This window comes from Flammeovirga pacifica (assembly GCF_000807855.2).
Taxonomy (GTDB): domain Bacteria; phylum Bacteroidota; class Bacteroidia; order Cytophagales; family Flammeovirgaceae; genus Flammeovirga; species Flammeovirga pacifica.
Genome location: NZ_JRYR02000001.1, coordinates 1,420,386 through 1,436,523 on the forward strand (window position 1 = coordinate 1,420,386; position 16,138 = coordinate 1,436,523).

The following is a 16,138-nucleotide window of genomic DNA, read 5'->3' on the forward strand; positions in this document are numbered from 1 at the left end:
TTAAGTATATAAGTTTTCCTTTTTTAATTACATGATACTATGCGATTTAATATAAATTTCCTCTTAGAATCAATCTTTTTTATCAGCACAAAATTTTCGTCGTAAAAATTATAATATTTGACTTCATTTCCATGGTCTCCAATGAATGTTACTACTTGTTCATATTTATAAATTTTATCATAAAAAACTCCCTCTAAATTACCTTGATATTCCGTCAATAAAGTATTTTTGATAACCTCCTGATGGATAATATATTCATTAAATGGATGTTGATATATTATTGATTCTCCCTTTGTTAATGGTAGATATTTCAATTCAAACTTTCTTGTTTTATATAATTTTTCTCTTTCAGAGTCATTTATATCCGAAAATTCTAGATGTGGATCAAAAAATATTTTTGTAGAATCCCAGTCTAACATTTTATAAACATATTTTTCTTTAATTAGAAATTTATCTTTTTGAAATATTCTTCTATTTTCGTATTCATATTCAATTTGAGAAAAATCATCTGTTCTATGTAAGTTACATTTAACAAATTCTTCTCTATCATATACTTTTAACTTATAACAATACTGCTCCTGAAAAACTTTGCTTTCACAGCCTGATAATAAAAAAAGAAGAAAAATTATTTTACTGGTATTCTTTTTTTTAATTCCCCACATGCCATTTTCATATTATTAGATTGAATAACCAATTCTATTCAAATAACTGAATTTCAAATTATTTGCAGTAAGCTAGACATTCCAAAATGTGATATATAATTAGTTTTTTTTGTAAAAAAAATTGTGAAGTACACTTGTCGATATTCTTTTAGAAATTTATTTCTAATAATATCATCCTCAATAGATTAAAATCTGTCTACTCTACTATTAAATATTAATACTCTTTACTAACTTAAGTGGTGTAAATTCAATCTCAAAAAATATGTTGATAAAAAAGTACTACTCCATAAAAGATATGATTTTATGGACCCGAAGAGAAACTATTATTTTCATTCTTTTATCTGCTATTCCTACTATTGCATTTGATCTATTCGGACAAACATGGATTGGATTACCATGGACTCCCATTGCTCTAGTGGGTACGGCAGTTGCTTTTGTTGTTGGTTTTAGAAATAATGCTGTATATGGAAGACTGTGGGAAGCCAGAAAAATTTGGGGAGGTATCGTAAACGATTCGAGAACATTTTCTATTCATGTTGGTGATATGGTCACCAATGAATATGCAAAAGAAGGTGAAGAGCTTACAGAAGAACAACTATTCTTAGAAAGACAACAAATTGTGCGTAGACATATGGCTTGGCTCACAGCATTAAGATATGCAATGAGATCAAAAAAGTCTTGGGAATCTTTTATGGATCATAGTACGAATAGAGAGTGGGCTCAAAAAATCCACATTCCTGAATTCTGTATTGATGAGAAAGACGCTTTATCTGAATATTTATCCCCTGATGAACTCAAATGGGTAATGAATATTGGAGGTAATAAAGCTGCATCTATTATAAAGTTACAATCAAAACACCTTAGAAAATTAAAAGAAAAGGGATTGATCTGGGAGTTTTCATTTCTAGCGCTTGAAAATATTTTAAGAACATTATTAACTCTGCAAGGTAAAAGTGAACGTATTAAAAACTTTCCATATCCCAGACAATACGCCACATTAAATGTCTATTTTGTATGGATTTTCTTGATCATCTTACCATTCGGTGTTACCCCTGAATTTGCTAAACTAGGTGATTCTATGTTAGGTGATTTTCCATTAATTGGTGATTATTTTATCTGGTTCAGTATCCCTTTTTCTACATTGGTTTCTTGGGTATTTCATACTATGGAACGTATTGGTACTGTAGGAGAAAACCCTTTTGAGGGATCAGCTAATGATGTCCCAATTTCAACGATTGCACGTTCTATTGAAATTGATGTACTCACTTGTGTTGGCGACCCGAACATACCTGCTCCTTTTGAGGTAAAAGAGAATGTTCAGATGTAATAAATAAGAATTCAGTATCAGTACCATATAAAAGTTTTCTCAATTATATTTGGGATACAAACTCTTTTAATTTTAGAATATATAAGATTTAAAGAGTAGTAATTTCTAAATATTAACACTTTTATATGATGTTGATCACTTTTTTATGATGATTATCATTACTTTTACAGAGTTGATAACAAAATAAGTTTCATCTCATACGCTCATATAAACCCACTTAATGATCTACGAAATAAAAAATAATGATCAATACGTTGTTCTTGAAGTAAATGGAGAACCTGATGTAGAAATCATGATTCATGCTTTAATGGATACTAAAGAATTCCTTAATGTAATGGATCAACCAATTCTTATGGTGATTACAGATCAATTGAATAAGCCATTTGAAATATATGAGAAGCATTACATTATTTCATCCCTTGATAAAATACATTTATCTAAGAAAACAAAAATATATATCATGACAAGTCTTAAATCAGGAGACCATCATTTGATAGAAACTTTTGGAAAAAACCGTGGATGGAATATTAAAACGTTCAAACACCTACCTCATGCAGAAGATATGATCCAAAGAGAGATATCTCCTTCCATGACTAAGAAAATATAAAACAAAAAAGGATTAGCTACTCACTAATCCTTTTTTTTATAAACTCATATAATATCTTATGGACTTTTCTATATCTTCCCATTCGATAAATTGATCGTAAGTACACTCTCCTATTTTAGTTAATAAAGAATGACTTAACTTTTTACCTGTATTCTTTTTATCTTGAAGTAAGTATGCATACAAATGCTCTAAATCACTTTCAAGTAACTCTACTTTACCATAAACTGATAAAATATATTTTTGGATATCCTTCAATTCTTCATCAGATAACCCAGTAAACTTTGTGGATAACCAAGCTTCAGCAATCATACCTACAGCAATAGCTTCTCCATGTAATAGTTTTCTACCTGGAATATCAAGTAGATAAGATTCTATAGCATGACCTATAGTGTGCCCAAAGTTTAATATTTTTCTTAATCCTTTTTCAGTAGGATCAGAAGTTACCACTTTGTCTTTTATATTAATAGAATGTGGTATAATAGCTTCTAAATCTTGGTCAGATAATGGTTTTGAAGACACTGTTTTCCAATGCTCAGCATCCTGAATCAAACAATGCTTAATAACTTCTGCAAAACCAGATCTTAACTCATTCGCAGGTAAAGACTGAATAAATTTCGGGTAAATTAAAACATTATTAGGTACTCTAAATACACCAATGTGATTTTTCAATTTACCAAAATCAATCCCTAATTTACCTCCTACCGAAGCATCTACTTGAGATAGTAAAGTGGTCGGCATTTGCCAGAAATCAATACCTCTTTTATATGTAGAAGCACAGAAACCACCCATATCACCAATAACACCACCGCCTAAATCTAAAACAGCTGCTTTTCTATCAAACCCAGCGTCCGTTAGTTCTTGCCATATATGCTGACAAGTCATTAAGGTTTTATTTTCCTCACCACTTTCAATTTCGATCAAAAGGTGATTTGGAAGGAATTCTTTAACGATTGGATAACAATCTCTTTTTGTATTTTCATCTACGATGACCCCTAGGTTGGTATAACCTTTAAGATCTTCAAAAGTAGAAGCGTCAACGCTTTCTAAAAAAGTAACTTTGTTGATACTCATCATACGTTTTTTAATACCTAATAGGATTCTTTGATGTATTATCAAAAAGAGGCGATCTCTTTTATATTGAAAAGTAGAGAACTATGATAAAATCAAAAATGTTTCATCCTCTCTACCGTAAAATAAAACGAGGTTGTCCCATTAAATAATGGAACAACCTCTTTTATGTATCCTAAAAAGCTTATGCTTTTTCTGTGTTTACTACTTTAGTTTGAACACGGATAGACTCATCGTGAATCAATTTGAATAATTGTTCCATGAATGATTTGCCGATACCTAATTTCTCAGCTTGTTCTGGACGGTTTTGGAAAATATCGATCCAACGACCTGCTTGGAATACAGTCAAGTTGTTTTCTCTTTTGTAATCTCCAATTTCGTTCACAACACTCATTCTTTGAGACATCACATCAAGAAGTTCAGTATCTAAACGGTCAATTTTCGAACGAAGATCATCCAATTTATTATTTACTTCTTCAGCATCAGTTGTGCTCTTTCTAATTTTTACCTCATTTAAGATTTCAGCTAAACGCTTAGGAGTAACTTGTTGAGAAGCATCAGACCATGCATTATCAGGGTCTCTATGCGTTTCAATCATTAATCCATCAAAATCTAAATCGATAGCTTTTTGAGATACTGGATAAATCAAATCTCTAGTACCACCAATATGTGACGGATCACAAATTAAAGGTAAGTTTGGTAATTCAGTTTTTAGGGCAATAGCTAATTTCCACATAGGTACATTTCTGTACTTAGTTTTCTCAAATGATGAGAACCCACGATGGATACCAGCAATTTGTCTGATACCTGCACCATAAATACGCTCGATAGCGCCTTTCCATAATGCTAAGTCTGGATTAATTGGGTTTTTGATCATTACAGGAACATCAACACCTTTTAATGCATCCGCAATTTCTTGGATGGTAAAAGGGTTAACTGTAGAACGAGCACCAATCCAAAGAACATCTGCACCATACTTAAGAGCTAACTCAACGTGTTGAGCATTTGCTACCTCAGTAGTAATAGGCATATTCAATTCTTTTTTTACATTGGCAAACCACTTTAAACCTTCCTCACCGATTCCCTCGAATGATCCTGGTCTAGTACGTGGTTTCCAGATACCTGCACGAAGCATAGTGATATCTATCTCTTCAGTAATCTGACGGCAAGTTTCCATCAACTGCTCTTCAGACTCCGCGCTACATGGTCCTGCAATGGCAATAGGACCGCCATTTTTAACTACAGACCAACTTTCTAATGGTTGTATATCTTTCATATCAGATTCTATTCAGATAGTTTATATTATTGCAAAATTACAAAAAATTAAAAATAATCAAGAACTTATTAAAATAATTATACGTATTAACATACATTTTTGATTATTTACAATAAAAAACACTTTATAAAGTGAATTTCGTATTAAGAATTACAATTTTGGCTTTACTTTGTATGTTTTGAAATTGCAAAGAAAGTAAATAAACAGCATACTTGTAAATTGAAACAGGTATGTTATGATTTTATTGGTAACGATTCGTTACCTTTACTTAAGAACCAGTATATATTTAACACGTGGGACAAGAAAAAAAACATTCTCAATTTCTGGAAGATCAAAATGTCATTCCTGATATCTCAAAAATTGCCGTAATTGGTGGAGGTAGCTGGGCAACTGCATTAGTAAAGATCTTATCTGATGGAGGTAAAACAAAATTACATTGGTGGATTAGAAATCAAGACGATATAAATCATATTAGACAATACAACTCTAATCCTAGATATTTACCTTCAGCTAAAATATCACCAGAGAATGTAATTCCGTTCAGTAACATAAAAGATGCGATTCGAGAAGCTAATACAATTTTATTAGCTGTTCCTGCTGCATTTATTTTAGATGCAATCAAAGATCTTACGCCAAAAGACTTTGAAAATAAATTTGTCATTTCAGCTATTAAAGGTTTAATACCTGATCAACATATTTTAGTCACAGAACACATCGAACAAAATTTCAATGTGCACCATAAAAGAGTAGCTGTAATTGGAGGCCCCTGCCATGCTGAGGAAGTAGCTATGGAAAAACAAGCCTACTTAACAATTGCATCTGGCAGTAAACGATTTGGTAAGGCTTTATCTGAAGCCATGCAAAATAGATATATTAAAACCACTTCTATTCGTGATATCTATGGCGTAGAATATTCTGCAGTAATGAAAAATATTGTTGCCATTTCTTGCGGTATAGCACATGGGTTAGGTTATGGGGATAATTTCCAAGCAGTACTTGTGTCTAACGCTATGCAAGAAGTGCAATATTTCTTAAAAGCAGCTTATCATATTAAACGAAATTTATTAGGTACTGCCTACTTAGGTGATATGCTAGTTACCTCTTATTCTCAATTTAGTAGAAATAGAACCTTTGGTAATATGATTGGTCATGGTTATTCTGTGAAAGCTGCTCAATTGGAAATGCAGATGGTAGCAGAAGGGTATTATGCCGTAAAAAGTATCTTTGAAATTGCCAAAAGATTAGATATCGAAAAAGAAATGCCTATAACTAGGGCTGTTTATAACATCTTATATGAAAGAATTTCACCAATTGTGGAGTTCAGAATTTTGAAAGATCAACTTAACTAACTATTTTGACGTTATAACACATACACTACTTGCTTTTACTTTGAAACAACATTAATTAAAATATAAAGGTGGTTTGACCACCATAAAGAGCATGGCTTATAATATGATGGCATTTATTAGATCAATTATATTGATTTCATAATGGCTGAAATATTAGATTCATGCTCTTTTTATATCCTGTTTGCAACAGTTCTTGTTCAAACATTGTTTTACACATACCAATTTAAACACACAATTATTTTTACTCACATGCTAACATCGGAGAAACAACTGCGTACAGATGTAGATTTCTTACCTATAAACGGTACAGATCACATCGAATTCTATGTAGGAAATGCAAAACAAGCAGCCTATTTTTATCAGACTGCTTTCGGATTCAAACAAGTAGCCTATTCAGGTCCTGAAACAGGCGTAAAAGAAAAGGCAAGTTATGTCTTACAACAAGGCAAACTAAGATTTGTCTTTACCACCTCACTCAACACCAATTCTGAGATCGCAAAACATGTACACCAACATGGTGATGGAGTTAAAGTCTTGGCACTTTGGGTAGATGATGCTCGTAAATCTTATGAAGAAACAATAAAAAGAGGTGCCGTTTCTATTCAGGCTCCCTACTCTATTTCCGACGAAAATGGAGAAGTAGTTTTATCAAGTATCAAGACCTATGGAGATACTATTCATACTTTTGTAGAAAGAAAAAATTACTCTGGCGCATTTTTACCTAATTTTGTTGCTAAAGATCCTCTAATGGAAGTAAAAGACGTAGGACTTAAATACGTTGACCACTGTGTAGGAAATGTTGAATTAGGTGAAATGGACCAATGGGTTAATTTCTACGAAGAGGTCATGGGATTCAAGTTATTGTTAACTTTTGACGATAATGATATCTCTACAGAATACACTGCATTAATGTCTAAAGTAGTGTCTAATGGTAATGGGTATGTAAAGTTCCCTATTAATGAGCCTGCTGATGGTAAAAGGAAGTCTCAAATTGAAGAATACCTAGAATTCTATAATGGCTCAGGTGTTCAACACATTGCAGTAGCCACGGATGACATTTGCTATACTGTTAAAGAACTTAGAAGAAGAGGCATTGAATTTCTTCATGTTCCTGAAACCTATTATCTAGATTTAAAAGACAGAGTGGGTGAAATTGATGAAGAAATCAACCACCTAAAAGAATTAAATATTTTAGTTGATAGAGATGAAGAAGGTTACCTTCTACAGATCTTTACAAAACCTGTAGAAGACCGACCAACATTATTCTTTGAGATTATTCAAAGAAAAGGTGCCAAGTCTTTTGGCAAAGGGAATTTCAAAGCATTATTCGAAGCTATTGAAAGAGAACAAGCTTTGAGAGGTAATCTTTAGATCGAAGTATTTCACATTAACAAGAGGTCCTATTTAAACAATCAAGAACAAGTTGATTATTTAAATAGGACCTCTTTTTCATTCACTCAACAACAATTCTGAATTATTGAGTTAAAGAATATTTGAATTGTACACCAAATGCAGTTGAAGTTCTTCTGAATGCATTTGAAACTTTAGGATCATTAATTGTTCGATCAAAATAGAATTGTAAATTAGCTCTATCGTTAAGCATATAATTGATTGTTGGTCTAAAGGCAAAGTTCATATTACCTGCAGTCACTACATTCTCTTCTTCCATTCTATATTGAGTAGTTTGATTATCTCTAATAGACATCGCCAAACGGAAAGTGATATCATTCTTTAACGTTGTCGTTCTACCTTTAGAACGGAAAGGCAATTTCATTCCTGCTGCAGTATAGCCAATATCAACGGTAAAATCATTACTTAATTGTTCTGTTACCTGAGCATTTGATAAATTTAATGATAACATTCTACCTTTATTATAATCAAATTTGATTTGTAAGTCATTCATCAATTTGATATTAATACCAATTAAAGGACCGAATCTTTCTTCAATATTCACTTGGTTAATCACATAAACAGGAACTAAGTTTCCTTCACTATCTGCTCTTGCATTTGGCTGATCATTTAAATCTCTATCAGGACCAATTTCTGTAGCATTATAAAGTAATGAAGAGTTATAATTACCTACTGTATAATTTGATTGATAAGCGTGAGCCAATGTTATTGACTTCACTTTATCTTCAAAAACTTTCCATTTTGACAAACCAGTATAACGCACATCCCAGTTAGGAATTGGAATTGATGAAGGGAAAGCTGATAGACCAACTCCTGAAGCACTTTGTCCGGTATAAGCTGCAATAAATGAAGGAATCAAAACATCCTGATCATTTTCAGAATATTGAGCACCTGTATTCGTAGAATTTAACCTATCCTTTACTGTAGTTCTATTATTAGCAAACTGATTAAATACTTCAGATTCATTATTTGCATTAGGTTTTGAGAAAGCAGTCCCCATTGAGAAGAAGCTAATTCCAAAAGTACCCGTTCTTGTTGGTGAAAAAGAATTATAACCACTAGCACCTTGATCAAATCTAAATACCTCAGAATATGATTCTGTTTTATTTGACGTCGAAGTCAATATCACTTTGAAATCTTTGAACGGCTCTAAGTTAGCTCGAATTCTATATTCTTCTCTTTTTGTTTGTACAAATTGATTATTCAGGTATTCACTTGGAGCCAACCATCCACTTTCTGCAGCTTTAAACCTAATATTAGGATCTTGACTACCTAATAAGAACGGCAATCCTGGAGCATTATTCTTGGAGTCAAAGCCCACATATTCTGCTGTAGGCATATAACCAGGAAGAGTAGTAGTATTATTTGCAGAATAAGTCATATCTATATCTTTCAACATAGTTAATAAACGAATTCCAGCATCACCTAATTTCTCACCTCCACTCTTAACAGGTTCTTTTCGTTCTTTTAGTTGATCATTTACTGCTAATAGTTCTTTTTCGGTTTCTTTGATCTCTGCAGCAATTTCTTCCAACTTTTTATTTTTCTTAGGATCTTCTTTTGTCAACTGAGCGTCCAAAGTATCCATCTCTACATTATAGGCTAGAATTTTTTCCTCTAGTGATGAATAATCCTTTTCTTTGATCTTATACTTTTCAATCTTAGATTTTAGCTTTGTTATTTTAGCTTCAATCTTTTTCTTATCAGCACCTACTTTATCTTTTTCAGCGTTTTGAATCTCCGTTTGCTCAGTTCTTAGGCTTTTTAGCTTATCTTTTAATTTTACTTTCTGATAAGCCAACCTAGTATAATCTTTCTTCGGCTTTTTAGGCTTTTTATTTTTATTTTTATCACCTGTTTGTTGTTGTTGATTTCTTGATCGAGAACGAGATCTACTTCTAGTACTCACACCGTTTTCTAAGTGGTTTACGTACCCAATCTTTTTATATATATTTTTGAAATCAAACTTAGAGTTCAATGATATTTGTTGCGCATTGCCTATTGTATTACCCAAAGTATCTGCAATTCCTAATGTTCCTGCAGTCCAATTTGTTCCTGCTACATATCTTGCATTTGCACCAATAAAGTCCAAACCAGGTATTTTATTGATTGGAATATTATACGTACCAGATAGATTTTGGGTGAACAACTTCATACGTCCAAAATCAAGTAGATTATTAATAATAGAATCTTTAGCGAAATCAGTATCCACTGCTCCTTCAGGTTCGTCTACTAATGCATTGGCTGTAGCTTGATAATCTATTTTCAAACTCTTGGCTAAATTCCAACCTAAGTTATACCCTCTATTGAATAAGAAACTCTTTTCGTATGTTGGTAATATTCCTTCAGTTACAAAACCTTTATCTTGTTCATAAGATCTAAACTGAGTATATCTATACTGACGGTCTAAATCTCCTCGAACCGTAATAGAACTAGGTAAAGGGTTCAAGTTAAAATCGGTTACTAAAGAAGACCAATCTCCTCCTTGGTTATCTTTAAAAGGCTCCCATGCTTTTAATGGTGATTGATAAGAATACGCTGCCCCTAATTTCCATTGTTTAAAATCTTTAGCTTCTGTATTCTTGTCTCTCATATTTCTATCAGAATATGATCCACTTAAACTAAAGTTTTCAATGTCCCAAGGGAAACTTTTGGCCTCAGGATTCATTTTTACCTTTGTAAGGTTTGCAATATTAATACTTCTCGCCTCTTCAAAATATTGTACCTGTTCTGCGTAATAATTACCCCTTACTTCTGATGATACATCGAGTGGAACATCAGGGTCTAATGGATCAAAATATGGATTAGAGCCTTTTCGATCATAACTCATATATATCGGTACAGATAAACCAATTCTATTTAAGAAAATCTTATCTAAATTGATATTAGCAGCTATACCAAATTCTAAATTATCTTCCATCTGACGATCTCCAATTTTATCTTGAATACCACCAAAACCTACTGTACTATATCTAACATTTGACTTGATATTAGCAAAATCAGCTAAAGTAGCATCAATTGAAGCATTTGCAGCCCAAGAAGAGAAAGTAGAATATTCTGTGGCTCTCAATTCATTGGCCCAAATTTTAATATCTTTATTGGCATTATCAGTTGTTTTATTCCTAACACCAATCATTGCAGTTTGCACAGCACTCATATCTGGATTACCGACAACCCTCACCCTATATTGTCTAACGTTAGGTCCTGCTGTTTCAAGGTTTGTTGGATAAGGAATGTCTCTATCTGCATTTTCGGAGTTACGTTGAATTTTAATTTTATATAACTCCTCTATGGCGACATTAATCTCATTTTCTCTAGGCCAAATAACTTCAGGTGTAGTCGATCCTTTAGGTGTGATCTTTAAAGGAACTTCTATTTCATAATAGTTATCTGTTAAATCAGTACCTATTCTTAAGAAACCCCTAACCTCATCATCTCTTGTTATATCTGAAGGAGATTGGGCATGGAGTTCCATCCGTAATCTTTTATAGTTGACTAGATTTAAGCTAAAATTCTTAAAAATACCTACTCCTTCATCTACTCTTAAATCTTCAACATTTAATTGAATAGATTGTTCATTGATTCTTCTTGTTACTGTAGAAGTTGCATCATAGTCACGTTCAAAACCTGGAGGAAGAACGTAAGGGATTTTTCTAGTTTGATCGTCTGTAACCCCATTTTGCTCAATATTTACTGATGAAATTTCAACTTTTGCATCTGCAGGTTGTAAATCTTCATCTTCAATATTATCAGTATACTGACGCCATTGAGCTCCTACTAATTGGAAGTTTAACATACGAAGTACAACAGGTTGTTCCCAATCTGTCATGAATAAACGCATGAACTTGATAGATTTAAAACTATCAATACCACCCACTTTAGTATAATTATTATCATCACGAATCGGAATTCTAACTTGGTACCAAGTCACTAATTCTCTTGACTCAGGAGCTTCTGATGTAACACGATCTACTACGAATTTATTATTTTCTAATTGTCCAGGACGGAAATCTAATTCATACTCAAAATAAGCGTTTAACTCATTTAAAGTATTATCGCCATTCAAATCTTCATTATTAGGATAACTTGAGTTAGAAGGTGTATAAGTCCCTCCTCCTTGATTTTCTGGAGAGTTACGTTCAGTACCATTAAAGCGTTTATATCTTTCTAAAACTTTTAGATTTTGAGCATCAGCAGCGTCTCCTAAATAATATTGGAAATCATCTCCTGAAGGGTCATCAAGGATAGCTTGGAGTGCCTCAGGTGTTAATACACCTGGTAATCTGTCTATAAATTCACTTCTAAAGAAATCAGCCTCTTCCGCACTGTTCAAACCATCGTAACCAATATCTTGAGCATCTCTAGGTACGGCAGTACTAAACACATTATTGACAAATTGAGTAGTTGGAGTATAACCCCAAATTGAACGGTTTAGTAGGTCTTTATTGGTTGTCATACCATTCTCGAAGAAATGTCTTCCATCAGGAACGACATCTTCAGAGACACTACCTAAATCGATAAATAGTTTACCACCAGTCGTATTGTTTCCTCCCTCAATTTCTGCATTTTTACCCGATATAAAAGGGTCCATCATCCAGAACTCGATATATTGTACATTTAGATTATCAAAATCGACGTCTGTGGTAATTGCTTTAGTTATTGCACCAAAATTTTCTTTTGGATTTCTCAAAGACCCATCATTATTTAAATCAGTATTATAATTATAAGGGCCTCTTTCTTGTGGATAATAAGCTAAATCAAAAGTGACTTCATTGGTGTTAATTTGATTTGCTTGACGATTTTTGAAGACTTCATCAAAAGGTACTAAACGCACATAATGATTTTGCATATCTTCATCAGTTATGTTATTAGGTCTGGAAGTATTACCTGTAGTATAATAGAAAACATTATCAATATTATACCAAGCCATTAATGCTCTTCTGTGATTATATGAAAGAGAATCTTCAGCAGTTACTGGAGGAGATATATTCCAACCTTGTTGATCTAAAATATATTCTGGTGTACTACCATGAGCCCAAGAAATAGGGTTTAATCCTAAATCATAAGGTACCTCAGCTCCTTCAAAATCATCAATATAACCAGTCCCATCAGTACCAATTAACGATGGTGTTCCGGGAATTAGTTGAGCAAATTCACCTTTAAAAGTAAACATGGATTTCTCTTGAGTATCTATACCAGGTATAGCATCTACCATTTTTGTTAAGAACCTCGATTCTGTAGTGTAATCCATTGTAAGACCCCACATTGTATTTTTTACAGGTTCAGATCCTACATTCACACGAGAAATTAAAGGCTTTTCAGAAAGGTGCATCAAAGTACCAGAAATGATAAAATCTTCACTTACATGATATTCTAAATCAACCCCTGCTAAGGTTTTGGTTTGGAAGTTAAATAAGTCGGCTCTTTCATACGTAATTCTAATATCTTTACCTGAATTCAAAACACCTTCATCTAAGATAGTTACTCTACCAAATTGATAGTCGACGGTATATTGAACTCCCTCTGTTAAAGTCACTCCACCGGCAGTAATGACCACAGAATTTTCAGCGATATTAATTCCTGGCAACAGTATTTCATTAGAGGATCCACCTTTATAGCTACCTTTCATGAAATATTTGTTCTGTTTCGTATTTAGAACAGCATCTGCTTGAGTTTTATCATACAAATCTGTGAAGACGTATTTATTTACTAAATCTGCTTCTCCAGTTGTAAATTTATTTTCTAAAGTTGTTCCAAAAGGTTCTAGTACAGGAAAAATAATTCTACCATTCCTTGAATCAATAGTCACTCCTTCAATATAGTCAAAGTTACCATCCTTTTGTAGTTCCATGTTCATATTCAAACGGTCTAAACCTGTCACCTCAATTAAAGGTACATTGGCTAGGTTCACACCTTCTTGAATAGAAGGATTGTCTACTCCTGTTCTATCATCTCTGTAGATAATTCTAAATTGAAAGTCTTCCTTTTGTATTGAATTAGCTTGTAATGAATAAATGTTTTTCATCATCAATTCCCACATAGGAAATACTTTCGAAGGGTCATTGGGGTCTGTAGTAATAATAGTTGAAGGACTTAACATTTTCATGTACATCACTTCATCTTGAGCTAGGTTCGGTAAATCTTCATTTAATTCACCGACTTTATATGTTTGTCCGTTATAAGTATATTCAAAAGCAATAGCTAAGATCTCATCATTTCTTAATGGAGTATTAATAGATAAATAGGCTAATTGCTGATTATAACTAAATTCTGTTGGTCCTAATTCTCTTGCAGAGCGTAAAATTTCAAATTCAGTACCATTCTGTAAACCTAAATTTTCTAATTGCCCTTTGATGGCATCAGAATTACGATTTAAATTTTTCACATTATCATATAATGTGTTGGCATCATTACTTGCTGCTGGATTTGCACTTCCTCCCCATGCAGGGTTATAAGGATTAGCTTCACCAAGGTCCATTAGACCTACTAAGTTTCTTTGTGTTTGTGTATCATTAGACCTATTGGTAACGTACACTTTCATACGAGTAACAACAACTCCAGAAATAATATTTGGTGTTGTTTTTAAAGCTTCTTCGTATTTATCTCGGAAAAAATGACCAATAAAAAAGTGTTTGTTATTATCGTATGTATCTGCTCTAAATTCGAATTCTCTATTTTGTCCACCATTCTTAATTGTGATCGTTTCTTGAGAACCTCTTTGACTAGAAAATACACTTGATACATAGAGGTTACCAAACCTCAATTTACTGTATACACCAAATAAGTTTTGTGCTCCCGAAATAAGGGAGTTACGTACATTAAAACTCACATTACCTACTTGTATATCTTGAATAATGTCATAATCATAAGCAGTGTATGACATATTATATTGTTGATCAAATTGGAACGTACTTTTAGTATCAAAATTGGCTGACATTTCTAATTTGTCTCCAATCTTACCAACCATACCTAAACCTACTTGCTGATCAAAGTTAAAACCTCCGTTTCTTTGTTGTGTAACTGGAACCTGTGGATTATCTACCCTTTGAAATAGAAATCCAAAATCTAACATCGCATTACCGTTCAATTGAAAATCTAATGTTGATCCTCCAAATAAGAAGTCGGCCACTTTACCTAATTCTATATCTGGAATTAGTTTACCGTTGCCTTGTCCTGGTAATGCATCACCTCCATCTTGTTGTACCGATAGATTTTTATAATAATTGGCCATATTCTTCCTATACAGATAATCTCTGTAGGCGTCATATGGTAAATATGATGGGTTTCTATATTGTACATCATCTCCTATAGTTTCTTTTACATCATAACCTGTTCCAGAGGAATCAAGTTTAATTGTTGTATTCACATTAGGACTCGTACCAATTATAGGGGAACTATATTGTGGTGTAGACACAGGGTCTCCTAGCCTATCTTTTTCGTAAGGCTTTTGCGGTTTATACAGCGTTGTATCTTGGTCCTGCGGGTTAACCTGAGGATTTGATTGCTGTAATACGTTCAATACTACTAACTTTTTAACGTTTGCTGTCACATCAAACATTGATGTAAAAAAAATAAAAGCTAGTAAGTATCTTAAATTTGCTATGTTGAAGCGGAACAAAATGAAGTCAAGTATTTATGTTACTAAAATCTTAGGTTCGAAGACCTATAGCATTTATACATAAGAGTAGCAATAGATTACTATTGCAATTGTGAATAGAAAGACAAGCATGTTTGTATATAAAGAGTAATTTATAATATATACAATGATTATTTTGCTTAAGTGATAATTTGCTCAGATAAATGCTAAAAAAAAGTAATAGTAATATGCTTATAGGCTAATTCTGTTTTAATGCCAATTTAATTAATTTCTCCACAGATAGATCGTTGCCATGTTTCTTTTGAATAAGTTTGACAGATTTTTGAGCAGCTGCCCTAGTAAACCCTAAAGCTACTAATGCATCTATTGCTTCGTTGACAATACTTGTGTCTTGTGCATTTGCTATTGCGTTTTGAACAAGTTCTCCAGAGTACTGCAATTTAGAAATTTTATCTCTTAATTCAATAACAACACGTTGTGCTGTTTTAGCTCCAATTCCTTTTACACTTTGTATCGTCTTTACATCTTCTTGCATAATTGCAGAACATATTTCTGCGGTAGTTAAAGAAGATAAGAAAGCCAATCCAGTTGAAGGGCCTACGCCAGAGATACTTATAAGTTGTAAAAATACCGTTCTATCATTTTCAGAAAGAAAGCCAAACAATTGTTGCATGTCTTCCTTTACATAAAAATAGGTATAAAGTTTTACATTATCACCCTCATTGGCTGCACTATATGCACTTAAAGGCCATCTTATTTCATAACCTACCCCATTTACATCAATAATTGCTGAGGTAGGTGTCTTTTTGACCAGTTTACCACTTATATAGTAATACATTTTT

9 protein-coding genes are annotated in these 16,138 nt (G+C 32.9%); 4 read left to right on the plus strand and 5 right to left on the minus strand.

All coding sequences use genetic code 11. The annotated features are described in order from the left end of the window. Positions 1 to 23: 23 nt before the first annotated feature. Positions 24 to 662: a hypothetical protein gene (locus NH26_RS05735; RefSeq protein WP_044219126.1), complete on the minus strand. Its 639-nt coding sequence runs from the start codon at positions 660 to 662 to the stop codon at positions 24 to 26. 262 nt (positions 663 to 924) lie between these two features. On the opposite strand from NH26_RS05735, the gene NH26_RS05740 reads away from it, so the two are divergent. Then, positions 925 to 1,989, plus strand: coding sequence for a bestrophin family protein (locus tag NH26_RS05740; RefSeq protein ID WP_044219124.1), 1,065 nt, complete (start codon positions 925 to 927; stop codon positions 1,987 to 1,989). A 220-nt stretch (positions 1,990 to 2,209) separates the two neighbouring features. Further along, entirely contained in the window at positions 2,210 to 2,596 is a 387-nt protein-coding gene (locus NH26_RS05745) for a hypothetical protein (RefSeq protein ID WP_044219121.1), read from the plus strand. Positions 2,597 to 2,632: 36 nt separating this feature from the next. On the opposite strand, the gene aroB is transcribed toward NH26_RS05745, so the two are convergent. Further along, a complete protein-coding gene (aroB, locus tag NH26_RS05750) occupies positions 2,633 to 3,667 on the minus strand; it encodes a 3-dehydroquinate synthase (RefSeq protein ID WP_044219119.1) in 1,035 nt (344 codons plus the stop codon). Between the two features lie 181 nt (positions 3,668 to 3,848). Continuing rightward, positions 3,849 to 4,940, minus strand: coding sequence for a chorismate mutase (locus tag NH26_RS05755; protein WP_044219115.1), 1,092 nt, complete (start codon positions 4,938 to 4,940; stop codon positions 3,849 to 3,851). Positions 4,941 to 5,233: 293 nt separating this feature from the next. Here NH26_RS05755 and NH26_RS05760 point away from each other — a divergent pair, with 293 nt between their 5' ends. Then, a complete protein-coding gene (locus NH26_RS05760) occupies positions 5,234 to 6,289 on the plus strand; it encodes an NAD(P)H-dependent glycerol-3-phosphate dehydrogenase (RefSeq protein ID WP_242427300.1) in 1,056 nt (351 codons plus the stop codon). Between the two features lie 249 nt (positions 6,290 to 6,538). Beyond that, entirely contained in the window at positions 6,539 to 7,660 is a 1,122-nt protein-coding gene (gene hppD, locus NH26_RS05765; protein ID WP_044219112.1) for a 4-hydroxyphenylpyruvate dioxygenase, read from the plus strand. A gap of 103 nt (positions 7,661 to 7,763) precedes the next feature. On the opposite strand, the gene sov is transcribed toward hppD, so the two are convergent. Then, positions 7,764 to 15,257 (minus strand): T9SS outer membrane translocon Sov/SprA, encoded by a 7,494-nt coding sequence (gene sov, locus NH26_RS05770; protein ID WP_052431811.1) that lies wholly within the window; start codon positions 15,255 to 15,257, stop codon positions 7,764 to 7,766. A gap of 277 nt (positions 15,258 to 15,534) precedes the next feature. Then, the gene (ruvA, locus tag NH26_RS05775) at positions 15,535 to 16,134 is read right to left on the minus strand and encodes a Holliday junction branch migration protein RuvA (RefSeq protein ID WP_044219110.1); all 600 of its coding nucleotides are present in this window, start codon (positions 16,132 to 16,134) and stop codon (positions 15,535 to 15,537) included. Positions 16,135 to 16,138 lie beyond the last annotated feature (4 nt).

Excerpts from the sequence above, each read along its gene's own strand:
- NH26_RS05735 (WP_044219126.1), bottom strand. The coding sequence starts at position 662 with ATGTGGGGAATTAAAAAAAAGAATACCAGTAAAATAATTTTTCTTCTT.
- NH26_RS05740 (WP_044219124.1), top strand. The coding sequence starts at position 925 with ATGTTGATAAAAAAGTACTACTCCATAAAAGATATGATTTTATGGACC.
- NH26_RS05745 (WP_044219121.1), top strand. The coding sequence starts at position 2,210 with ATGATCTACGAAATAAAAAATAATGATCAATACGTTGTTCTTGAAGTA.
- aroB (WP_044219119.1), bottom strand. The coding sequence starts at position 3,667 with ATGAGTATCAACAAAGTTACTTTTTTAGAAAGCGTTGACGCTTCTACT.
- NH26_RS05755 (WP_044219115.1), bottom strand. The coding sequence starts at position 4,940 with ATGAAAGATATACAACCATTAGAAAGTTGGTCTGTAGTTAAAAATGGC.
- hppD (WP_044219112.1), top strand. The coding sequence starts at position 6,539 with ATGCTAACATCGGAGAAACAACTGCGTACAGATGTAGATTTCTTACCT.
- sov (WP_052431811.1), bottom strand. The coding sequence starts at position 15,257 with ATGTTTGATGTGACAGCAAACGTTAAAAAGTTAGTAGTATTGAACGTA.
- ruvA (WP_044219110.1), bottom strand. The coding sequence starts at position 16,134 with ATGTATTACTATATAAGTGGTAAACTGGTCAAAAAGACACCTACCTCA.